The sequence below is a fragment of the Phytobacter sp. SCO41 genome, from assembly GCF_003073275.1.
Classification (GTDB): Bacteria; Pseudomonadota; Gammaproteobacteria; order Enterobacterales; family Enterobacteriaceae; genus Phytobacter; species Phytobacter diazotrophicus.
In genome coordinates this window covers 4,782,502-4,804,066 of the sequence record NZ_CP027225.1, presented here as the reverse complement: position 1 = coordinate 4,804,066, position 21,565 = coordinate 4,782,502, and the positions used below count along the sequence as shown (strand labels likewise).

The following is a 21,565-nucleotide window of genomic DNA, read 5'->3' as shown; positions in this document are numbered from 1 at the left end:
GCCACTTAGGGCACTGCCCGCCCGATCTTTCATATAGAGGGATCGGGTTATTTTTATTTCAGGGACGAACATCATGTTAAGAAAAAGCTGCCAGGTCATGGTCAAACCCACCGGTTCGGTATGCAACCTTGATTGCCAGTACTGTTTTTATCTCGAAAAAGAGAAGCTTTACCCTGAGAGAAATAAAAATTTCCGCATGAGCGAAAGCACCCTTGAGCGCTTCATTGCCCAGCATATCGCTGCGCAGGATGTTGACGAGGTGATTTTCGCCTGGCAGGGAGGCGAACCCACACTGATGGGGATAGCGTTTTATCAGCAGGCTATCGCGCTACAAAAACGTTATGCCAATGGCAAACAGATTGTGAACACCTTTCAGACCAATGGAATACTCATCGACGATCGCTGGGCTGAGTTTTTCCGTGAGAACGCCTTTCTGGTTGGCATCTCAATTGATGGTGATGCGGCGTTGCATGATGCATGGCGGGTGACGCGAGCGGGAAAACCAACGCATGAAAAAGTAGAGCGCGCGCTCCATCTTCTTGCCCGCCATGAGGTTGCATTTAATACCCTCACAGTGGTTAACGCGGCAAACGCGGCCCACCCGCTTCGGGTTTACCGCTATCTGAAATCGCTGGGTAGTCAGTACATGCAGTTTATCCCGTTGGTGGAGCGAAGAAGCAAAACGCCTGACACTGCATCACTGGCCCATCCGCAGGAACCGCAAGCGGAGATGATGCCCTGGTCAGTGGGCTCTCTGGCGTTTGGCGAATTTCTTTCGACGATTTTTGATGTGTGGATCCGGGAGGATATCGGCGACATTTCTGTGCAACTCTTTGATCAAACTCTTGCGGCGTGGTGTCGATTGCCGCCTCAGGTTTGCGTGTTTGCCCCGACATGCGGCAGTGCTTTTGCTATGGAAATGAACGGCGATGTGTATAACTGCGATCATTATGTCTATCCGCAGTACAAACTTGGCAATATCAATAACACCACCATCAGAGAGATGAACAACAGCCGGCAAAACCACACGTTTGGCGAAGCGAAAAACAAATACCTTTCTCGTGAGTGTCACTCCTGCCCATGGCTGTTTGCCTGCAATGGCGGTTGCCCGAAACATCGTTTTTTGCCTCAGGCAGAGGGATCATTCCCGCAAAATTATCTTTGCCAGGGCTATCAGCACTTCTTTTCTCATACCTCCGCGTTAATGCAAGCGATGAAAACCCTGTTTGAAAATGGATACTCGCCGGCAGATATAAGGTATGTTTTATCGGCAAACTGAGCATTTCAGGGAGGAAACGCAATGTTTGGTCATCATGATGTCGATTGCTGCAAAACTTTTGGCTGCAAAAATCTGGGTATCCTGAATAGCCCCGATTACCAACCGCAGGGGAAAGATATTCTTTGCCGCGAATGTGGTTTTACCTTTCCGCGGATTTCCAGACACGCTTTGAATGTTTTTCGTACGGCTGTCAATAAAGAGTGGAAGGGATTAATAAAACAGTGCCCTTTTTGTGGCGGGACGGCTTTTAAACGACACGGTTATTCTTCGCAAGGTAAAAGCCGACTCCTCTGCCGTCATTGCAGCAGAACCTTCCTTTTTACGCCGGTGAGTCTGGAAAAAGAGAATTTAAGCGAGTTGGGTAAAGGCATTGCGGCAGGCGCTACTTTGATAGATCTTCGCAGAGAGCTGCGTCTGGACAGTACCGCCCTGAGCCGACAATTTTCCCGACTGGCGCGACAGGTTAATAGCCTTCAATCACAATGTCTTTTCCAGGCATATGACATTGCTTTGTGTACGCGCGCTTTTGTTCTGCCTTATCTGGGTTCGGGCAATTTGCTCTATATTCTGGTGACCGCCGAGGCGGATAGCGGCAACGTTGTTGCCGTCTCCACCAATTACTCGCCAGTCTGCGTAGAAAAAGAATATCAGTACACTCACAGTTTTACCGAGCGCTCATTGAGCGGAACGTTTGCCCACATCGTTCAACGAAAAGAGAAGCTGACTGCGCAACGGGCGACGTTATTCGATATTGATTACGGCATGGCCGCATTGCGTAAAAACGATGCAGGGATGATAGTGAAGCCCGTTTTGCCTGCTTATCGTCATTTTGAGTTGGTGAAAAAATTGACGGATGACAGGTCTATCAATGTTCAGCATTTTCTTGAACACGAATGCTTTATTTATGGTGGATGCCTGATAGCCAATCACAATGACGTGGTGCGTGGACGATGCCATATATCGTTTGTCGCTGAGCGTGGGCTTGTCGCGCAGCAGCAGGCGCGGCCACCGCGATATTTTCTGGCGGGAGGTATTCGTAACAATGTCTGGCGCTATTTTTCCACGCCTGACTACGCGATGGCCGTCTCCAATTTGACCGGCAGTAAAAAACCTGGAGAATTGTGTCGTGCGACGCTGTTACCCGCGACGCGATTTATTCATTATGTCGAGTCGCATCCTTTTTACGCTCAGATGACGCGCCTTTCCCCGGCAAATCTGACAATGGTCCTTGATTTTATGAAGTATGAATACAACCAGACCCGCACGGTACTGCCGCTCGAGCCTTCTCTCTGCCACTAGAATATCCCCCTATTCAGGCGAGGTATGCAAAGCCTGAACATCTCATTGATAACCGCATTATCATATAAACTCGGTAAAACCGAGTTTATCCCCAAAATTTATCTGATTTTATCGATGATTCTGGCGGGGTAATATAAGCGCCCCAGGGAGTCGTAAATCGAGAGAAGACCATGAAATTTCTACAACGTTTTTTTAGCAGTGATATCTCAGGCGGGATTGTCCTCATCATTGCTGCCGTACTGGCGATGTTTTGCGCCAATCTGGATGTGACCAAAGCAGGTTATCAAGCTTTCCTTGATACACCGGTTGCGTTCAAGTTTGCAGCGCTGGAAATCAATAAAAATATGCTGTTATGGATAAATGATGCGCTTATGGCGGTCTTTTTCCTGATGGTCGGCCTTGAAGTGAAATATGAGCTGATGCAAGGTTCGCTTGCCAGCCGTCAACAGGCTATTTTTCCGGTGATTGCCGCCCTGGGCGGTATGGTGGCACCAGCGCTGATATTTCTGGCGTTTAACATGCACGATCCGCTGGCGCGTCACGGCTGGGCGATTCCTGCGGCGACGGATATCGCCTTTGCCCTTGGCGTTCTGGCACTGCTCGGCGATCGCATTCCCCCGGCGCTGAAAATCTTCCTGATGGCGCTGGCGATTATCGATGATCTGGGTGCGATCATTATTATCGCGCTGTTTTACACCAGCGATCTCTCGCTGGTATCGCTGGGCGTTGCGGCGGCGGCCATCGTGGCGCTGGCGGTACTGAATGCCCTTAATGTTCGCCGGATCGGCATCTATATGCTGGTGGGCATAGTGTTGTGGACGGCGGTGTTGAAATCGGGCATTCATGCCACGTTGGCCGGGGTCGTACTGGGCTTCTTCATTCCTCTGAAAGAGGAGAATGGCGTCTCTCCGGCCCGTCAGGTGATTGATGCGATCCACCCCTGGGTTGGCTGGCTGATTTTGCCCCTGTTTGCCTTTGCTAATGCGGGCGTATCGCTTGAAGGGGTCACCTTTGCCGGGCTGACGTCGCTGTTGCCAATGGGGGTGATTGCCGGTCTGTTTATCGGTAAACCCGTCGGCATAACCATTTTTTGTTGGCTGGCGCTTCGCCTCAAACTGGCAAAACTGCCGCAGGGGGCTGCGTTTAAACAAATAATGGCGGTCGGCGTGCTGTGCGGTATTGGTTTTACCATGTCGATTTTCATCGCTACCCTCGCGTTTGGTGACGTCGATACACATATGGTTGCCTGGGCGAAATTAGGTATTCTTACAGGTTCAATCCTGGCGGCGGTGGTGGGATACTGTCTGTTGCGTTCGCGTATAGTCCGCTAATTCCTGAAGGGGAAGGCGAACGATAGCCTTCCCGAAAACGTCACTCAGGGAGCGAAGACACGATGTCGAACATCAATTACAACCATCTCTACTACTTCTGGCAGGTATACCGCGCGGGGTCCGTTGTCGGTGCTGCGGAAGCGTTATATCTCACGCCACAAACCATCACCGGGCAAATAAAAGCGCTGGAAGAGCGCCTGCAGGGCAAGCTCTTTAAGCGCCGGGGAAGGGGGCTGGAACCAACGGAACTTGGTGAGCTGGTTTTTCGTTACGCCGATAAGATGTTTACGCTAAGCCAGGAAATGCTGGATATCGTTAATTATCGCAAAGAGTCACATTTGTTGTTTGACGTCGGGGTAGCGGATGCGCTGTCAAAACAACTTGTGAGCGGTATTCTTGAGGCTGCGGTTCAGGAAGGCGAGCCTATCCATTTACGCTGTTTTGAATCCACCCATGAAATGCTGCTCGAACAGTTGAGCCAGCATAAACTCGATATGATTATTTCAGATTGCCCGATTGATTCTACCCATCAGGAAGGGCTCTTTTCGGTGAAGATTGGCGAATGCAGCGTCAGCTTCTGGTGCCAGAAACCGGCACTTAAAAAGCCCTTTCCTGCCTGCCTTGAAGAACGCCGTTTGCTGATTCCAGGCCGCCGGTCGATGCTTGGGCGTAAGTTACTCAACTGGTTTAATTCGCAGGGGCTGAATGTTGAAGTGCTGGGTGAGTTTGATGATGCGGCGTTGATGAAATCGTTTGGCGCGGCGCACAATGCCATTTTTGTGGCTCCGACGCTCTATGCAAAAGACTATTTTGCCGATGAGAATATCGTCGAAATTGGCCGAGTGGATAACGTGATGGAAGAGTACCACGCCATTTTTGCCGAACGAATGATTCAGCACCCCGCCGTACAGCGTATTTGTAACCGTGATTACTCCCGGCTATTTCATGACCTCTGATGATACGCGCCATATTTCGTTAACCACCGAAGCATGACTTTTTCAGCACGGTAGATTTATCTCTCCTACCCATACAGGAGATAAATCATGATTGCTGTACTTTTCGAAGCCGACGCGGTTGCGGCAAAGCAAGAGCGCTACCTTGAGCTGGCTGCGGAACTGAAACCGCTGCTTGCCGATATCGATGGCTTTATCGCGATTGAACGTTTTCAAAGCCTGACCACACCGGGGAAGATACTTTCGTTATCCTGGTGGCGTGATGAGGAAGCCATTCAGACATGGAAAAATAATCATTTTCACCGTGAGGCGCAGACGGAGGGGCGCGAGGCAATTTTTTCGTTTTATCGCATCCGTATTGCCCGTCTGGAACGGGAATATTCATCGGAAAACCGGAGGTAAGGTGATGTACGATATTTATGTAGTACTCAAAAACCTGCCGGGTGAGCTGGCGAAACTGGGCAAAACGCTGGGCAGTAACGGTATCGGCCTTGAGGGTGGTGGTGTCTTTACCCACAATAATGAAGGGCATGCCCACTTTCTGGTGGAAGAGGGCATACGGGCGAAAGCGGTACTGGAGCAACACGGTTTTGATGTCCGCGAGCTGCGCAGGCCTGTGATCCGTAAGCTCAAACAGGAGCGGCCCGGCGAGCTGGGCGAGATAACGGCAACGCTTGCATCCCATGGCGTAAATATTCTCGTGCAGTATAGCGATCACGCAAATCAGCTCATACTGGTGACGGATAATGATCTCGTTGCCAGCGAGGCAACAGAACCCTGGGCGGTTTATGCAACTTCATCCTGAACATCTTTCTGATGACGACGCACTTGAGCTTTCGGTCGCGGCAGTTGCCGCAGCGATGGCCGATCCATCACGCGTGAAAATGCTGTGTGCGCTGATGGATGGGCGGGCATGGACGGCAACGGAATTGAGTGTGGCGGCAGGCGTTGCGGCCTCCACCGCCAGCGCACATTTGAGTAAGCTGGTTGACAGCCAACTGGTCTGTTTCCTGTCGCAGGGTCGTCATCGTTACTACCGTCTGGCAGGCCAGGAGGTTGCCCGGTTGATTGAAATGATGATGGGCATTTCCTGGCGGCAGGATAAACCTTTAACCACACGCACGCCCGTGGCGCTGCGGCATGTGCGCACCTGTTACGATCATCTGGCCGGTGAGCTGGCGGTAAACATTTATGACGCGCTGGTGGCGAAAGATTACCTGACCGCGGATGGTGCGTCGCTTACCGAAGCAGGGCTGGCATTTTTTATCCGGATGGGTTTACCGCTGGAAAATAAATCAACGCGTAAACGTAGCTGTGCCTGTCTTGACTGGAGCGAGCGGCGCTTTCATCTGGGCGGGCATGCAGGAGCGGTGTTGCTTATTTATTTTGAAACGAAGGGGTGGATCCGCCGGACGCCAGGGTTTCGTGAAGTCGCACTGACTGCGAAAGGTCGGCAGGGGTTACAGACATTACTCGGCATCGACGTCGGGTAACAGGCATAAAAAAACCCGCTTTACGCGGGTTCTTTCACAAAGTACAACAAGCGGGCGATTAAGCCAGTTTGCTGATCTGTGCAGTCAGGTTTGCTTTATGACGCGCAGCTTTGTTTTTGTGGATCAGACCTTTAGCGGCCTGGCGATCCACGATCGGTTGCATTTCGTCAAATGCTTTCTGTGCAGCAGCTTTGTCGCCAGCTTCGATCGCAGCGTACACTTTCTTGATGAAAGTACGCATCATAGAGCGACGGCTTGCGTTGTGTTTGCGAGCCTTTTCAGACTGAACGGCGCGCTTCTTAGCTGATTTGATATTAGCCAAGGTCCAACTCCCAAATATGATCTATATGGACAATTCAAAGGCCGAGGAATATGCCCTTTTAGCCTTCTTTTGTCAATGGATTTGTGCAAATAAGCGCCGTTAATGTGCGACGCTACGTTACGTATTGATGGCGCAGGATTCTACCAGCTTGTGGTCATCGAATACAGCCTTTCCACTATAAAAATCGCTTTCCGGCCCAGTTTTTCATGCGGTAAGAAGGCAGCCTGATGAAATCCTTCTCCTTTCTGGCGGGTTCGGGCAATCGTCGGTTAACGTTGCACGTTGTACAAGGTATACTTTGACGATTTTCACTGTTTTGAGCCAGACATGAAGCTGATACGCGGCATACATAATCTCAGCCAGGCACCGCACGGGTGTGTGCTGACTATTGGTAATTTCGACGGCGTGCATCGCGGCCATCAGGCACTTTTACAAGGGCTTAGCGAAGAAGGTCGTACCCGTGCTCTCCCCGTGGTGGTGATGATATTCGAGCCGCAACCTCTCGAACTTTTCGCGAGCGATAAAGCGCCTGCGCGCCTGACCCGACTGCGGGAAAAACTGCGCCTGCTGGCCGAATGTGGCGTCGATTACGTACTGTGCGTACGTTTTGACCGGCGTTTTGCCGCGTTGACGGCGCAAACCTTCGTCAGCGACCTGCTGGTTGACAAACTTGGCGTGAAATTCCTCGCCGTGGGCGATGACTTCCGCTTTGGCGCTGGTCGCCAGGGGGATTTCTTGTTATTACAGAAAGCCGGTCTGAAATACGGCTTTGATGTTACCAGCACGCAAACCTTCTGCTCTGGTGGCGCGCGCGTGAGCAGTACGGCGGTTCGCCAGGCGTTGGCTGATGACAACCTTGAGCTCGCTGAACAACTGCTGGGCCGTCCGTTCAGTATCTCCGGGCGTGTGGTTCACGGCGACGAGCTGGGGCGTACTATCGGTTTTCCGACGGCGAACATACCGCTGCGCCGCCAGGTTTCCCCGGTCAAAGGTGTCTATGCGGTAGAAGTGGCTGGCTTAGGCGATACTTTACTACCCGGCGTGGCCAATATTGGTACGCGCCCGACGGTTGCCGGGGTTCGCCAGCAGCTTGAAGTCCATCTGCTGGATGTTGTAATGGACCTCTATGGACGCCATATAGATGTAGTACTGCGTAAAAAGATACGCAACGAGCAGCGATTTACATCGCTGGATGAGCTTAAAGCGCAGATCGCGCGTGATGAGTTAACCGCCCGCGAGTTTTTTGGGCTATCAAACCCGGCTTAAATGCCTGTGTGATAAATACGGAACCGAGAATCTGATGAGTGACTATAAATCAACCCTGAATTTGCCGGAAACAGGGTTCCCGATGCGTGGCGACCTCGCCAAACGCGAACCGGGAATGCTGGCGCGTTGGACTGATGATGACCTGTACGGCATCATTCGTGCAGCCAAAAAAGGCAAAAAAACCTTCATTCTGCATGATGGCCCTCCTTATGCGAATGGCAGCATTCATATTGGTCACTCTGTTAACAAGATTCTGAAAGACATTATCGTGAAGTCCAAAGGCCTTGCGGGTTACGACTCGCCGTATGTGCCGGGCTGGGACTGTCACGGTCTGCCTATCGAACTGAAAGTAGAGCAGGAATTTGGTAAGCCGGGTGAGAAATTCACCGCCGCGGAATTCCGTGCAAAATGCCGTGAATACGCTGCGACCCAGATCGATGGCCAGCGCAAAGACTTTATCCGTCTTGGCGTACTGGGCGACTGGGAACATCCGTATCGCACCATGGACTTCAAAACCGAAGCCAACATTATCCGTGCGCTGGGTAAAATCATCGGTAACGGTCACCTGCATAAAGGCGCCAAGCCGGTGCACTGGTGCGTTGACTGCCGTTCTGCGCTGGCGGAAGCGGAGGTTGAGTATTACGACAAAACCTCTCCGTCTATCGACGTGGCGTTCCATGCCGTCGATGTCGACGCGGTAAAAGCGAAATTTGGCGTTGCCAGCGTTAACGGTCCTGTCTCTCTGGTTATCTGGACCACCACCCCGTGGACGCTGCCGGCGAACCGCGCTATCTCTCTGTCCCCGGAATTTGACTATGCGCTGGTGCAGGTTGAAGGGCAGGCGCTGATCCTCGCGAAAGATCTGCTGGAAAGCGTGATGAAACGCGCTGGTATCAGTGAGTTTACCGTGCTGGGTGTGGTGAAAGGTTCTGACCTGGAACTGATGCGTTTTAAACACCCGTTCCTCGATTTTGATGTGCCTGCGATCCTGGGCGACCACGTGACGCTGGAAGCCGGTACCGGTGCAGTGCATACCGCCGGTGGTCATGGCCCTGATGACTATACCATCAGCCAAAAATACGGTCTGGAAATCGCTAACCCGGTTGGCCCGGATGGGGCATATCTGCCGGGTACGTATCCGATTCTGGATGGCGTAAACGTCTTCAAAGCGAACGATATTATCGTCAACCTGCTGCGTGACAACGGTTCACTGCTGCATGTCGAAAAACTGCAACACAGCTATCCGTGCTGCTGGCGCCACAAGTCGCCGATCATTTTCCGTGCGACCCCGCAGTGGTTCGTCAGCATGGATCAGAAAGGCCTGCGCATTCAGTCTCTCAAAGAGATCGATCGCATTGAGCAGGAAGGTCTGGCGAAAGAGAACCTGAGCGGCTGGATCCCGGCATGGGGTAAAGCACGTATCGAATCGATGGTCGCGAACCGTCCTGACTGGTGTATCTCCCGTCAGCGTACCTGGGGCGTGCCGATGGCGCTGTTCGTGCATAAAGACACCGAAGAGCTGCATCCGCGTACCACTGAACTGATGGAAGCTGTCGCTAAATACGTTGAGAAAGACGGCATTCAGGCGTGGTGGGATCTCGATCCGCGCGAAATTCTGGGCGATGACGCTGACAACTACGTGAAAGTGCCGGATACCCTGGACGTCTGGTTTGACTCCGGTTCAACAAGCTACTCTGTGGTTGACGCGCGTCCGGAATTTGGCGGCCACGCAGCGGATATGTATCTGGAAGGTTCTGACCAACACCGTGGCTGGTTCATGTCGTCTCTGATGATCAGCGTCGCGATGAAAGGCAAAGCACCTTACCGCCAGGTACTGACCCACGGCTTCACCGTCGATGGTCAGGGCCGTAAGATGTCCAAATCTATCGGTAATACCGTTTCTCCGCAGGACGTGATGAACAAACTGGGCGCGGATATCCTGCGTCTGTGGGTGGCATCAACCGACTATACCGGTGAAATGGCGGTTTCCGATGAGATCCTCAAACGTGCCGCCGATAGCTATCGTCGTATTCGTAACACCGCGCGCTTCCTGCTGGCGAACCTCAATGGTTTCGATCCGGCAAAAGACATGGTGAAACCGGAAGAGATGGTGGTACTCGATCGTTGGGCGGTGGGCTGTGCGCAGGCAGCGCAGAAAGATATCATCAGCGCGTACGACTCCTATGATTTCCATGAAGTTGTGCAACGCCTGATGCGTTTCTGCTCCATCGAGATGGGCTCTTTCTACCTCGATATCATCAAAGATCGTCAGTACACCGCAAAGGCGGACAGCGTTGCCCGTCGTAGCTGCCAGACTGCTCTGTACCATATCGCAGAAGCGCTGGTGCGCTGGATGGCGCCGATCATGTCCTTCACCGCAGATGAAATCTGGGGCTACCTGCCAGGCGAGCGCGAAAAATATGTGTTCACCGGCGAATGGTATCAGGGGCTGTTTGGTCTGGCGGAAACCGAAGCCATGAACGACGCCTACTGGGATGAACTGCTCAAAGTGCGTGGCGAAGTGAACAAGGTTATCGAACAGGCGCGTGCCGACAAGAAAGTGGGCGGTTCGCTGGAAGCGGCAGTAACCCTGTTCGCTGAACCGGAACTGTCTGCGAAACTGACGGCGCTGGGTGACGAATTACGATTTGTCCTGTTGACCTCCGGTGCGAAAGTTGAAGATTATGCCAACGCTTGTGCTGATGCCCAACAGAGCGAGCTGCTCAAAGGTCTGAAAGTGGCGTTAAGCAAAGCCGAAGGTGAGAAATGCCCGCGTTGCTGGCATTACACTCAGGATGTCGGCAAGGTAGCGGAACACGCAGAAATCTGCGGACGCTGTGTCAGCAACGTCGCCGGTGACGGCGAAAAACGTAAGTTTGCCTGATGAGTAAACCGATCTTTTCAACAGGGCTACGCTGGTTGTGGCTGGTCGTCGTCGTGCTGATTATCGATCTGGGCAGTAAGTTCCTTATCCTCCAGCATTTTGCGCTGGGGGATACGGTGCCGCTGTTCCCGTCGCTTAATCTGCATTACGCGCGTAACTATGGCGCGGCATTTAGTTTCCTCGCGGACAGCGGTGGCTGGCAGCGCTGGTTCTTTGCCGGTATCGCTATCGGTATTTCTGTCGTGCTGGCGGTACTGATGTACCGTTCAAAAGCCTCGCAGAAGCTGAACAATATCGCCTACGCGATGATTATCGGCGGTGCGTTAGGCAATCTGTTCGATCGCCTGTGGCACGGTTTTGTCGTTGATATGATTGACTTTTATGTCGGCGACTGGCATTTCGCCACCTTCAACCTGGCCGACAGCTTCATTTGCGTCGGCGCGGCGCTGATTGTGCTGGAAGGCTTCCTGCCGAACGCGGCTGCGAAGAAACAGGCGTAACAAAACCTGCCGGGCGGCGTTACGCTTGTCCGGCCTGGGTTATCCTCAGGCCCGGTAAGCGTTATCGTCACCGGGCAAAACAAGTGAGCGTACCTGCATGTCAAAATCTGTACAGAGTAATAGCGCGGTGCTGGTGCACTTTACGCTCAAACTCGAAGATGGCTCCACCGCTGAGTCAACCCGCAACAATGGTAAACCTGCGCTGTTTCGTCTGGGGGATGGTTCGCTGTCCGAAGGGCTTGAGCAGCACTTGCTGGGGTTGAAAGCAGGCGATAAAAAAGCGTTTTCGCTGGAACCGGACGCGGCATTTGGCACGCCGGTTCCCGATCTGATTCAATATTTCTCGCGCCGTGATTTTATGGACGCGGGTGAGCCCGAAATCGGCGCGATTATGCTCTTTACCGCAATGGATGGCAGCGAAATGCCAGGCGTGATCCGTGAGATCAACGGTGATTCTATTACCGTTGACTTTAACCATCCGCTGGCAGGGCAGACCGTTCATTTTGATGTCGACGTGCTGGAAGTGGAACCGGCACTGGAGGGGATGCATGCAGATCCTGTTGGCTAACCCACGTGGTTTTTGTGCGGGCGTAGACCGCGCGATTAGCATTGTTGAAAACGCGCTGGCGATTTATGGCGCGCCCATTTATGTCCGTCACGAAGTGGTCCACAACCGTTACGTGGTAGACAGCCTGCGTGAACGCGGGGCGATTTTTATCGAGCAAATCAGCGAAGTGCCGGACGGCGCGATCCTGATTTTCTCTGCTCACGGTGTTTCACAGGCGGTACGTAACGAAGCGAAAAGCCGCGATCTGACCGTCTTTGATGCCACCTGCCCACTGGTAACCAAAGTGCATATGGAAGTCGCTCGCGCCAGTCGTCGTGGGGAAGAAGCCATCCTGATTGGCCATGCTGGTCATCCGGAAGTCGAAGGCACCATGGGGCAGTACAGCAACCCGAAAGGGGGAATGTACCTGGTGGAGTCGCCGGAAGACGTAGAGACGCTCAATATCAAAGATATCAATAAGCTCTCTTTTATGACGCAGACGACACTCTCCGTGGATGATACTTCCGACGTGATTGATGCGCTGCGTCAGCGCTTCCCGAAAATTGTCGGGCCGCGTAAAGATGATATCTGCTACGCCACGACCAACCGTCAGGAAGCCGTGCGCGCACTGGCGGAACAGGCGGAAGTGGTACTGGTTGTCGGCTCGAAGAACTCGTCGAACTCCAACCGTCTGGCGGAGCTGGCCCAGCGTATGGGGAAATCCGCTTACCTGATCGATGATGCTTCTGATATTCAGGAAGAGTGGGTGCGCGAAATCAGTTGCGTTGGCGTAACGGCCGGGGCATCGGCGCCTGACGTTCTGGTGCAAAACGTTATCTCCCGTCTGCAGGAGCTTGGCGGTGGGGAAGCCATTCCGCTTGAAGGCCGTGAAGAAAATATCGTTTTCGAAGTACCGAAAGAGCTGCGGGTCGATGTTCGCGAAGTCGAATAACTTTTTCGCTTTGAGTTTATGAGAAGATGCCAGGCCTGACGCCTGGCATTTTTTATGGAGGATGTATGCGCCTGCCGATTATTCTCGACACCGATCCTGGTATTGACGACGCGGCTGCCATTGCCGCTGCGCTTTTTGCTCCTGAGCTTGATCTCAAACTGATGACCACGGTCGCAGGTAATGTCTCGCTGGAGAAAACCACCCGTAACGCTCTGCAATTGCTTCACTTCTGGAATGCCAATATTCCGGTAGCGAAAGGGGCGGCAACGCCGTTGCTGCGCCCGCTGCGCGATGCGGCAAGTGTCCACGGTGAATCTGGCATGGAAGGCTATAACTTTGTTGAACATCAGCGCCAGCCGCTGGCAAAGCCAGCGTTTCAGGCGATCCGCGATGTGCTCATGGCCTCACCGGAGCCGGTCACACTGGTAGCGATTGGCCCGTTGACCAACATCGCCCTGCTGTTATCCCACTACCCGGAATGTCAGTTCAACATTCGTCGTCTGGTGATGATGGGTGGCTCTGCCGGACGCGGTAACTTCACGCCGAATGCCGAATTTAATATCGCCATCGACCCGGAGGCGGCTGCGCGTGTCTTTGAAAGCGGGCTGGAGATTGTGATGTGCGGTCTGGATGTGACTAACCATGCAACGCTTACCCCGGATTATCTGTCTATGCTGCCATCGGGAAATCAAACCGGGAAAATGCTGCATGCCCTGTTTAGCCACTACCGCAGCGGCAGTATGGCGACCGGGCTACGGATGCACGATCTCTGCGCGATTGCCTGGCTGGTGCGCCCGGACATTTTTACCCTGAAATCCTGCTTTGTGGCGGTGGAAACCCAGGGCACGTATACGGCGGGCACGACTGTGGTGGACATTGAAGGCCGTCTGGGGAAACCCGCGAATGCGCAGGTGGCCCTGGGTATTGATATCGATGCATTCCGCGCCTGGGTTGCAGACGTACTCAGTAAGGCGCCGTAAGCGAGACCAGCGGCATCTTTTCACTTAAATAATCAATCATTGCCCGCATTCTGGCGGGCATATGCTTTCCTGAAGACCACAGTAGCCAGAGCTGCCCGGAGTAGTCGCTAATAAATTCCCAGTCTGGCAGCACCTGAACTATCTCACCTCGCGCCAGTGCCGCACTTGCGGTAAACAGCGGCAGGCTGCCTATCCCCAGATGGTTCAGCACCGCATCAAGACGCACGCCGGTGTGGTTAGCGGCATAGCGTCCGTGGGTCTGAATGGTTTCGCTTTTGCCCCGCTTACGAAATTTCCAGCGTGAGTCTGCTGGCGTTTCGCCAAGACTGATGCAGCTATGCTGGCGTAAATCTTCCGGCTGCTCGGGTGTGCCGTGCTGGCGAAGATATTCCGGCGTGGCGCAAATCAGATGCTTAATCGGTATTAACGGCTTACCGTGCAGGCCGGGAGAAGGCGAGTCGGTAATGCGCAGCGCCAGGTCGACGCCGTCATCAATTAAATCCATATACCGATCTTCCAGACGCAGCCGTACATCAACCTGCGGATAACGGACCAGAAATTCGCGCATGAGGGGGTGGATAACAAATCGCCCAACGGCTTTGGGCACGCTGATAGTCAGGGTGCCTTGCGCAATATCCTGCACGCTGCTGCCAGCATTCATTGCCTGTCTGGCGGCGTCGAGCATCATTTGCGCATGTTCGTACACGCTACGCCCGGACTCACTCAGCCGCAGTTTGCGCGTTGTGCGGTGCAGTAATTTATTACCCAGCTCCTGCTCAAGGCGTGAAACGCAGCGGCTCATTGCAGATGGTGTCGCGCCGGAAACACGGGCGGCGGCAGAGAAGCTGCCCTGATCGACAATCAGAACAAAGGTCGCGAGATCGGGAAGTAGGGTGTTATTCATTTGTGTCTGCCAGGCAAAAGTGTGTTGAGAGCGCAACGGATTATCAAAGCCAGTGAAGATAATATACTGGTCGTGTAATCAGGAGGAAGAAGATGACAACACGAAATTACTACACCTGTGATGAGACACAGGGCCAGGCCAATGTTGTGCAATGTATTCCCGATGGGGAGGACGGTTATGTGATTGAGCTGGATGCCACGCTCTTTCATCCACAGGGAGGCGGTCAGCCTTCTGATGGCGGAACCATCGACGGCGTGCCCGTACAACGCGTTTTCGCCGACGGTGAGACGGTATGGCATCGCACCGCCACGCCGGTCGCGCCAGGCCCGGTCACGCTCAGTGTCGACGGTGAATTACGTCATCTTCATGCTCGCTGGCATTCGGCCGGACATCTGATTGGTTATGCAGGTGAAACATTCGGCTGGCAGCCTGTAAAAGCCCATCACTGGCCAGGTGAGGGGCGCATTACTTTTAGCGGTAACGGGACTCTCACTGCGGAGATGTTAACGGCAAAAATCAGTGCGTGGATGGAGGAAAATCTGCCGCGACACATCGGCTTTTCCGAAGGAAAGCGGCACGTTCGCTTCGGCGAATTGCCTGCCTATGGTTGCGGCGGCACCCATGTCAGCGCACTGCGTGAAATCGGGCTCATCACACTTACCAATGTCAAAATGAAAAAAGGTCAGCTCGTGGTCAGCTATACAGTGGACGAACGCTGACCGTTCGCTGATGTGCGGTGCGTTGTCATGCAGTAAAAGACGAGGTGGTAACGCATCGCTGTAGTGGAAAATCTTCTTAGTATACCGATGATCAGTGTCTTCTGTGGGTTTTGCTATTCAATTCGCAACATGCGAACACATGTCTTTTACTGATATTTCCCGCTGTTTATCATTTAATTCTAATTATCGGTGTTTTCGGCTGGTAGCCCCGACGCGGGCTGGTTAATCTGAGAACGATTTTCAGCATTTCATTAACAAAAGAGTACAACTATGCATGATGCACAAATCCGCGTAGCCATCGCGGGGGCCGGCGGGCGTATGGGCCGCCAGTTAATTCAGGCAACCCAGCAGATGGATGGCGTCGCGCTTGGCGCAGCGCTGGAGCGTGAAGGTTCTTCCCTGCTGGGCAGCGATGCAGGAGAGCTCGCTGGCGTGGGTACAACAGGCGTTACCGTGAGCAGCGATCTGCAGGCGGTAAAGGACGATTTTGATGTACTGATCGATTTCACCCGTCCGGAGGGAACCCTTGTTCATCTGGCGTTTTGTCGCCAGCACCGCAAAGGGATGATTATCGGTACCACCGGTTTTGATGATGCAGGCAAAGCGGCAATTCGCGAGGCATCGCAAGAGATTGCCATTGTTTTTGCGGCGAATTTCAGCGTTGGCGTGAACGTAATGCTTAAGCTGCTGGAAAAAGCGGCGAAGGTGATGGGGGATTACACCGATATAGAAATCATCGAAGCACATCACCGCTATAAAGTAGATGCGCCGTCAGGAACCGCCCTGGCTATGGGAGAGTCTATTGCCCAGGCATTGAATAAAGATTTAAAAGATTGTGCGGTTTATGCACGTGAAGGCCATACCGGCGAGCGTGTACCGGGCACAATTGGCTTTGCTACCGTTCGCGCGGGCGACATTGTCGGCGAACATACAGCGATGTTCGCTGATATCGGTGAACGCATTGAAATTAGCCATAAAGCATCAAGCCGAATGACGTTTGCTAATGGCGCTGTTCGCTCTGCTTTATGGCTAAAAAACAAAGAAGCCGGCCTTTTTGACATGCGAGATGTGCTGGATCTGAACAATTTGTAAAGTTTATTACCCATCGTGATGTGGTTGTTGCAGTCGTAATGCATTGATTGCATAGGGCAGTATTTTATTGCCCTTTTATTTTTCCCGATTTTATGTGATTTCCTCGTTTAAACCTCTATTAATGACTATCTTCCGTCTCATTATGGTTGCTGAAATGTAAATTTTGACCGTTTGGTCCACTTTCTACTAGAGCTGAGCCCATGTAACCAGTTTTATGGCGACGCAAGCGTTTTCCTTCCGCCGGTAATGTGATCTTTTTGCCCTCTAAATCGTGCTATTCTTTTCTGGGGCGCAAAAAGACATGAAAAAGATGCGCTATGAGTTGACTTTTACCCTTCATGTCTCCAGAATGCCGCCGTTTGCAAAAAATTCGCGGTTACGCAAATTTGCATTGATTCGAGGCTTATAATTGAATTAATATGCAAATAAAGTGAGTGAATATTCTCTGGAGGGTGTTTTGATTAAGTCAGCGCTATTGGTTCTGGAAGACGGAACCCAGTTTTACGGTCGGGCCATAGGGGCAACAGGTTCGGCGGTTGGGGAAGTCGTTTTCAATACTTCAATGACCGGTTATCAAGAAATCCTCACTGATCCTTCCTACTCCCGCCAAATCGTCACCCTTACTTATCCCCATATTGGTAATGTCGGCACCAATGCCGCCGATGAAGAATCCTCTCAGGTACATGCGCAAGGCCTGGTCATTCGCGACCTGCCGCTGATTGCCAGCAACTATCGTAATACCGAAGACCTCTCTTCATACCTGAAACGCCATAACATCGTGGCGATTGCCGATATCGATACCCGTAAGTTGACGCGTCTGCTGCGTGAAAAAGGCGCACAGAATGGCTGCATCATCGCCGGGGACAATCTGGATGCCGCTCTGGCGCTGGAGAAAGCGAAAAGCTTCCCGGGGCTGAACGGGATGGATTTGGCGAAAGAAGTGACGACTGCCGAGCCATATAGCTGGACGCAGGGGAGCTGGACACTGAAAGGCGAACTGCCGGAAGCGAAAAGCGAAGATGAACTGCCGCTGCATGTCGTGGCGTACGACTTCGGCGCAAAACGTAACATCCTGCGTATGCTGGTGGACAGAGGCTGCCGTCTGACGGTCGTTCCGGCGAAAACGTCGGCGGAAGATGTCCTGAAAATGAATCCGGACGGTATCTTCCTCTCTAACGGCCCTGGCGACCCGGCACCGTGCGATTATGCTATCGAGGCAATCGAAAAATTCCTTGAGACCGACATTCCGGTATTCGGTATCTGTCTTGGCCACCAGTTGCTGGCGCTGGCGAGCGGCGCGAAAACCGTGAAGATGAAGTTCGGTCACCATGGCGGCAACCACCCGGTAAAAGATATCGATAACAACACCGTGATGATTACCGCACAGAACCACGGTTTTGCAGTAGATGAAGCCTCCATGCCTGCAAACCTGCGCGTCACGCATAAGTCATTGTTTGATGGCACCCTGCAGGGGATTCATCGCACGGATAAACCGGCATTCAGCTTCCAGGGCCATCCTGAGGCAAGCCCGGGCCCGCACGACGCTGCGCCGCTGTTTGACCATTTTATCGAGTTAATTGAGATTTACCGTCAGTCTGCTAAATAATCAGGAGCGAAAAAGAGCCATGCCAAAACGTACAGACATAAAAAGCATCCTGATCCTTGGCGCCGGCCCGATTGTTATCGGTCAGGCGTGTGAGTTCGACTACTCCGGTGCGCAGGCGTGTAAAGCGCTGCGTGAAGAGGGTTATCGCGTCATTCTGGTGAACTCCAACCCGGCGACGATCATGACCGACCCGGAAATGGCGGATGCAACCTATATCGAACCGATCCACTGGGAAGTGGTACGCAAAATCATCGAAAAAGAGCGTCCGGATGCGGTGCTGCCGACCATGGGGGGCCAGACAGCGCTGAACTGTGCGCTGGAGCTGGAACGCCAGGGCGTACTGGCCGAGTTCGGCGTCACTATGATCGGTGCTACCGCTGACGCGATTGATAAAGCAGAAGACCGCCGCCGTTTCGACGTGGCGATGAAGAAAATCGGCCTGGAAACCGCGCGTTCCGGTATCGCGCACAATATGGAAGAGGCGCTCGCCGTTGCCGCTGACGTGGGCTATCCGTGCATCATTCGACCCAGCTTCACCATGGGCGGAACGGGCGGCGGTATCGCCTACAACCGCGAAGAGTTTGAAGAGATTTGTGAACGCGGTCTGGACCTTTCCCCGACAAAAGAGCTGCTGATTGATGAGTCGCTGATTGGCTGGAAAGAGTACGAAATGGAGGTGGTGCGTGATAAGAACGACAACTGTATCATCGTCTGCTCCATCGAAAACTTCGACGCCATGGGCATCCACACCGGTGACTCCATCACCGTTGCGCCTGCACAGACCCTGACCGATAAAGAGTATCAAATCATGCGTAACGCCTCGATGGCGGTATTGCGTGAAATCGGTGTGGAAACCGGCGGTTCTAACGTTCAGTTCTCGGTGAACCCGAAAAATGGCCGTCTGATTGTTATCGAAATGAACCCGCGTGTCTCTCGCTCCTCTGCACTGGCCTCGAAAGCGACCGGCTTCCCGATTGCCAAAGTGGCGGCGAAACTGGCGGTGGGTTACACCCTCGACGAATTGATGAACGATATCACCGGTGGCCGTACCCCGGCGTCCTTCGAACCGTCTATCGACTACGTTGTCACCAAGATCCCGCGCTTCAACTTTGAGAAATTCGCTGGCGCCAATGACCGCCTGACCACTCAGATGAAATCGGTCGGTGAAGTGATGGCCATTGGCCGCACGCAGCAGGAATCCCTGCAAAAAGCGCTGCGCGGCCTGGAAGTCGGCGCCACCGGCTTTGACCCGAAAGTGAGCCTGGATGACCCGGAAGCGCTGACCAAAATTCGTCGCGAGCTGAAAGACGCTGGCGCTGAGCGTATCTGGTACATCGCCGATGCCTTCCGTGCAGGCCTGTCCGTTGATGGCGTTTTCAACCTGACCAATATTGACCGCTGGTTCCTGGTGCAGATTGAAGAACTGGTGCGTCTGGAAGAGAAAGTCGCCGAAGTGGGTATTAACGGCCTCGACGCGGATTTCCTGCGTATGCTCAAGCGTAAAGGCTTTGCCGATGCGCGTCTGGCTAAACTGGCAGGCGTGCGCGAAACGGAAGTGCGTAAGCTGCGCGATCAGTACAACCTGCACCCGGTCTACAAACGTGTGGACACCTGTGCGGCAGAATTCGCGACCGACACCGCTTACATGTACTCCACGTATGAAGAAGAGTGTGAAGCGAATCCGAACCAGGACCGCGATAAAATCATGGTACTGGGTGGCGGCCCGAACCGTATCGGTCAGGGGATTGAATTTGACTACTGCTGCGTACACGCCTCACTGGCGCTGCGCGAAGACGGCTACGAGACCATCATGGTCAACTGTAACCCGGAAACCGTCTCCACCGACTATGACACCTCCGACCGTCTCTACTTCGAGCCGGTAACGCTGGAAGATGTGCTGGAAATCGTGCGTATCGAGAAGCCGAAAGGCGTTATCGTGCAGTACGGCGGTCAGACGCCGCTGAAACTGGCGCGCGCGCTGGAAGCGGCGGGTGTACCGGTTATCGGTACCAGCCCGGATGCCATTGACCGTGCCGAAGACCGTGAACGTTTCCAGCAGGCGGTTGACCGTCTGAAACTGAAACAACCGGCGAACGCCACCGTCACCGCCATTGAGCAAGCGGTTGAAAAGGCGAAAGAGATTGGTTACCCGCTGGTAGTGCGTCCGTCTTATGTACTGGGCGGCCGTGCGATGGAAATCGTCTACGACGAAGCCGACCTGCGTCGCTACTTCCAGACCGCAGTGAGCGTATCCAATGATGCGCCAGTCCTGCTGGATCGCTTCCTGGACGATGCGGTAGAAGTGGATGTTGACGCTATCTGTGACGGCGAAATGGTGCTGATTGGCGGCATCATGGAGCATATCGAGCAGGCTGGCGTGCACTCCGGCGACTCCGCCTGTTCCCTGCCAGCCTACACGCTGAGCCAGGACATCCAGGACGTGATGCGCCAGCAGGTGCAGAAACTGGCCTTCGAACTGCAGGTTCGCGGTCTGATGAACGTCCAGTTTGCGGTAAAAGATAACGAAGTGTATCTGATTGAGGTGAACCCGCGTGCGGCGCGTACCGTACCGTTTGTCTCCAAAGCCACCGGCGTACCGCTGGCGAAAGTGGCGGCGCGTGTGATGGTCGGTCAGACGCTGGCACAGCAGGGCGTCACCAAAGAAATTATCCCGCCGTACTACTCAGTGAAAGAAGTAGTGCTGCCATTCAATAAATTCCCGGGCGTTGACCCGCTGTTAGGGCCAGAAATGCGCTCTACCGGGGAAGTGATGGGTGTGGGCCGTACCTTCGCCGAAGCGTTTGCTAAAGCGCAACTGGGTAGCAACTCCACGATGAAGAAACAGGGTCGTGCGCTGCTTTCTGTACGTGAAGGGGATAAAGAGCGTGTGGTTGACCTGGCAGCGAAGCTGCTCAAGTTCGGTTTCGAGCTTGATGCAACCCACGGTACGGCGATTGTCCTGGGTGAAGCCGGTATTAATCCGCGTCTGGTGAACAAGGTGCATGAAGGTCGTCCGCACATTCAGGACCGTATTAAGAATGGCGAATACACCTACATCATCAACACCACCGCAGGCCGTCGGGCGATAGAAGACTCCAGGGTCATTCGCCGAAGCGCGCTGCAGTACAAAGTGCATTACGACACCACGCTGAACGGTGGTTTTGCTACCGCGATGGCGCTGAACGCCGATGCCACCGAGAAGGTGACCTCCGTTCAGGAAATGCACGCGCAGATTAAAGCGTAACTTGCTGCGCAGTGCTGCGCAGACCAGCGCACAGTATTACCGATTAAATAAACGGTTCCTGTTCAGGAGCCGTTTTTTTATCCATACCATTCGTGCTGAACGTGCAAATCATTGTTACGCATTTTTCTAATGCTACTAGCACGATTTTGCTCACACTAATGATCCTCAAACCTGCATACTATTTCTTGTTATCC

19 protein-coding genes and 1 pseudogene are annotated in these 21,565 nt (G+C 53.4%); 18 read left to right on the top strand and 2 right to left on the bottom strand.

Annotated elements, in window-relative coordinates:
• The first annotated feature begins 73 nt into the window (after positions 1-73).
• From C5523_RS23340 to C5523_RS23310, 7 genes are all read left to right on the top strand, one after another.
• Positions 74-1,279 carry an anaerobic sulfatase maturase gene (locus tag C5523_RS23340; RefSeq protein ID WP_039078290.1) on the top strand — a complete coding sequence of 402 codons (1,206 nt, stop codon included), beginning with the start codon at positions 74-76 and terminating at the stop codon, positions 1,277-1,279.
• Positions 1,280-1,300: 21 nt separating this feature from the next.
• Positions 1,301-2,578: a cytoplasmic protein gene (locus tag C5523_RS23335; protein WP_108702061.1), complete on the top strand. Its 1,278-nt coding sequence runs from the start codon at positions 1,301-1,303 to the stop codon at positions 2,576-2,578.
• Positions 2,579-2,748: 170 nt separating this feature from the next.
• Positions 2,749-3,909: a Na+/H+ antiporter NhaA gene (gene nhaA, locus C5523_RS23330; RefSeq protein WP_071193610.1), complete on the top strand. Its 1,161-nt coding sequence runs from the start codon at positions 2,749-2,751 to the stop codon at positions 3,907-3,909.
• Between the two features lie 62 nt (positions 3,910-3,971).
• Positions 3,972-4,865 (top strand): transcriptional activator NhaR, encoded by an 894-nt coding sequence (nhaR, locus tag C5523_RS23325; protein ID WP_039078293.1) that lies wholly within the window; start codon positions 3,972-3,974, stop codon positions 4,863-4,865.
• Positions 4,866-4,952: 87 nt separating this feature from the next.
• On the top strand, positions 4,953-5,264 hold the full coding sequence (locus C5523_RS23320) for an antibiotic biosynthesis monooxygenase (RefSeq protein ID WP_071193611.1): 312 nt from the start codon (positions 4,953-4,955) through the stop codon (positions 5,262-5,264).
• Between the two features lie 4 nt (positions 5,265-5,268).
• Positions 5,269-5,667 carry an amino acid-binding protein gene (locus tag C5523_RS23315; RefSeq protein ID WP_071193612.1) on the top strand — a complete coding sequence of 133 codons (399 nt, stop codon included), beginning with the start codon at positions 5,269-5,271 and terminating at the stop codon, positions 5,665-5,667.
• Positions 5,651-6,355 (top strand): helix-turn-helix transcriptional regulator, encoded by a 705-nt coding sequence (locus tag C5523_RS23310; RefSeq protein WP_108702060.1) that lies wholly within the window; start codon positions 5,651-5,653, stop codon positions 6,353-6,355. The genes C5523_RS23315 and C5523_RS23310 overlap by 17 nt, the downstream gene beginning before the upstream one ends.
• 58 nt (positions 6,356-6,413) lie before the next feature.
• Here C5523_RS23310 and rpsT read toward each other — a convergent pair whose 3' ends face one another.
• Positions 6,414-6,677: a 30S ribosomal protein S20 gene (rpsT, locus tag C5523_RS23305; protein ID WP_039078297.1), complete on the bottom strand. Its 264-nt coding sequence runs from the start codon at positions 6,675-6,677 to the stop codon at positions 6,414-6,416.
• Between the two features lie 102 nt (positions 6,678-6,779).
• On the opposite strand from rpsT, the pseudogene C5523_RS28040 reads away from it, so the two are divergent.
• From C5523_RS28040 to rihC, 7 genes and pseudogenes are all read left to right on the top strand, one after another.
• Positions 6,780-6,979: pseudogene (locus C5523_RS28040) on the top strand (DUF2575 domain-containing protein).
• 25 nt (positions 6,980-7,004) lie between these two features.
• Positions 7,005-7,943, top strand: coding sequence for a bifunctional riboflavin kinase/FAD synthetase (gene ribF / locus C5523_RS23290; protein WP_039078298.1), 939 nt, complete (start codon positions 7,005-7,007; stop codon positions 7,941-7,943).
• Positions 7,944-7,977: 34 nt separating this feature from the next.
• Positions 7,978-10,827 carry an isoleucine--tRNA ligase gene (gene ileS, locus C5523_RS23285; RefSeq protein ID WP_079497288.1) on the top strand — a complete coding sequence of 950 codons (2,850 nt, stop codon included), beginning with the start codon at positions 7,978-7,980 and terminating at the stop codon, positions 10,825-10,827.
• Complete coding sequence (gene lspA, locus C5523_RS23280; protein ID WP_071193614.1) at positions 10,827-11,327, top strand: signal peptidase II; 501 nt, start codon at positions 10,827-10,829, stop codon at positions 11,325-11,327. Before ileS ends, lspA begins: the two co-directional genes overlap by 1 nt.
• A gap of 97 nt (positions 11,328-11,424) precedes the next feature.
• On the top strand, positions 11,425-11,895 hold the full coding sequence (gene fkpB / locus C5523_RS23275; RefSeq protein WP_039078301.1) for an FKBP-type peptidyl-prolyl cis-trans isomerase: 471 nt from the start codon (positions 11,425-11,427) through the stop codon (positions 11,893-11,895).
• Entirely contained in the window at positions 11,876-12,826 is a 951-nt protein-coding gene (gene ispH, locus C5523_RS23270; RefSeq protein ID WP_039078302.1) for a 4-hydroxy-3-methylbut-2-enyl diphosphate reductase, read from the top strand. Before fkpB ends, ispH begins: the two co-directional genes overlap by 20 nt.
• Positions 12,827-12,891: 65 nt before the next feature.
• Entirely contained in the window at positions 12,892-13,806 is a 915-nt protein-coding gene (gene rihC / locus C5523_RS23265) for a ribonucleoside hydrolase RihC (RefSeq protein WP_108702059.1), read from the top strand.
• Here rihC and C5523_RS23260 read toward each other — a convergent pair.
• On the bottom strand, positions 13,790-14,710 hold the full coding sequence (locus C5523_RS23260; protein ID WP_108702058.1) for a LysR family transcriptional regulator: 921 nt from the start codon (positions 14,708-14,710) through the stop codon (positions 13,790-13,792). The two genes, rihC and C5523_RS23260, sit on opposite strands and share 17 nt — an antisense overlap.
• A 92-nt stretch (positions 14,711-14,802) precedes the next feature.
• On the opposite strand from C5523_RS23260, the gene C5523_RS23255 reads away from it, so the two are divergent.
• From C5523_RS23255 to carB, 4 genes are all read left to right on the top strand, one after another.
• Positions 14,803-15,429 (top strand): hypothetical protein, encoded by a 627-nt coding sequence (locus C5523_RS23255; RefSeq protein ID WP_108702057.1) that lies wholly within the window; start codon positions 14,803-14,805, stop codon positions 15,427-15,429.
• 270 nt (positions 15,430-15,699) lie between these two features.
• A complete protein-coding gene (dapB, locus tag C5523_RS23250; RefSeq protein WP_039078306.1) occupies positions 15,700-16,521 on the top strand; it encodes a 4-hydroxy-tetrahydrodipicolinate reductase in 822 nt (273 codons plus the stop codon).
• A gap of 457 nt (positions 16,522-16,978) precedes the next feature.
• Positions 16,979-18,127 (top strand): glutamine-hydrolyzing carbamoyl-phosphate synthase small subunit, encoded by a 1,149-nt coding sequence (gene carA / locus C5523_RS23245; RefSeq protein ID WP_039078307.1) that lies wholly within the window; start codon positions 16,979-16,981, stop codon positions 18,125-18,127.
• Positions 18,128-18,146: 19 nt separating this feature from the next.
• Positions 18,147-21,371: a carbamoyl-phosphate synthase large subunit gene (gene carB, locus C5523_RS23240; RefSeq protein ID WP_079497285.1), complete on the top strand. Its 3,225-nt coding sequence runs from the start codon at positions 18,147-18,149 to the stop codon at positions 21,369-21,371.
• The last annotated feature ends 194 nt before the right edge of the window (positions 21,372-21,565 follow it).

Bases quoted from the DNA above. Each gene is read 5' to 3' on its own strand.
- C5523_RS23340 (WP_039078290.1), top strand. From the start codon at position 74: ATGTTAAGAAAAAGCTGCCAGGTCATGGTCAAACCCACCGGTTCGGTA.
- C5523_RS23335 (WP_108702061.1), top strand. From the start codon at position 1,301: ATGTTTGGTCATCATGATGTCGATTGCTGCAAAACTTTTGGCTGCAAA.
- nhaA (WP_071193610.1), top strand. From the start codon at position 2,749: ATGAAATTTCTACAACGTTTTTTTAGCAGTGATATCTCAGGCGGGATT.
- nhaR (WP_039078293.1), top strand. From the start codon at position 3,972: ATGTCGAACATCAATTACAACCATCTCTACTACTTCTGGCAGGTATAC.
- C5523_RS23320 (WP_071193611.1), top strand. From the start codon at position 4,953: ATGATTGCTGTACTTTTCGAAGCCGACGCGGTTGCGGCAAAGCAAGAG.
- C5523_RS23315 (WP_071193612.1), top strand. From the start codon at position 5,269: ATGTACGATATTTATGTAGTACTCAAAAACCTGCCGGGTGAGCTGGCG.
- C5523_RS23310 (WP_108702060.1), top strand. From the start codon at position 5,651: ATGCAACTTCATCCTGAACATCTTTCTGATGACGACGCACTTGAGCTT.
- ribF (WP_039078298.1), top strand. From the start codon at position 7,005: ATGAAGCTGATACGCGGCATACATAATCTCAGCCAGGCACCGCACGGG.
- ileS (WP_079497288.1), top strand. From the start codon at position 7,978: ATGAGTGACTATAAATCAACCCTGAATTTGCCGGAAACAGGGTTCCCG.
- lspA (WP_071193614.1), top strand. From the start codon at position 10,827: ATGAGTAAACCGATCTTTTCAACAGGGCTACGCTGGTTGTGGCTGGTC.
- fkpB (WP_039078301.1), top strand. From the start codon at position 11,425: ATGTCAAAATCTGTACAGAGTAATAGCGCGGTGCTGGTGCACTTTACG.
- ispH (WP_039078302.1), top strand. From the start codon at position 11,876: ATGCAGATCCTGTTGGCTAACCCACGTGGTTTTTGTGCGGGCGTAGAC.
- rihC (WP_108702059.1), top strand. From the start codon at position 12,892: ATGCGCCTGCCGATTATTCTCGACACCGATCCTGGTATTGACGACGCG.
- C5523_RS23260 (WP_108702058.1), bottom strand. From the start codon at position 14,710: ATGAATAACACCCTACTTCCCGATCTCGCGACCTTTGTTCTGATTGTC.
- C5523_RS23255 (WP_108702057.1), top strand. From the start codon at position 14,803: ATGACAACACGAAATTACTACACCTGTGATGAGACACAGGGCCAGGCC.
- dapB (WP_039078306.1), top strand. From the start codon at position 15,700: ATGCATGATGCACAAATCCGCGTAGCCATCGCGGGGGCCGGCGGGCGT.
- carB (WP_079497285.1), top strand. From the start codon at position 18,147: ATGCCAAAACGTACAGACATAAAAAGCATCCTGATCCTTGGCGCCGGC.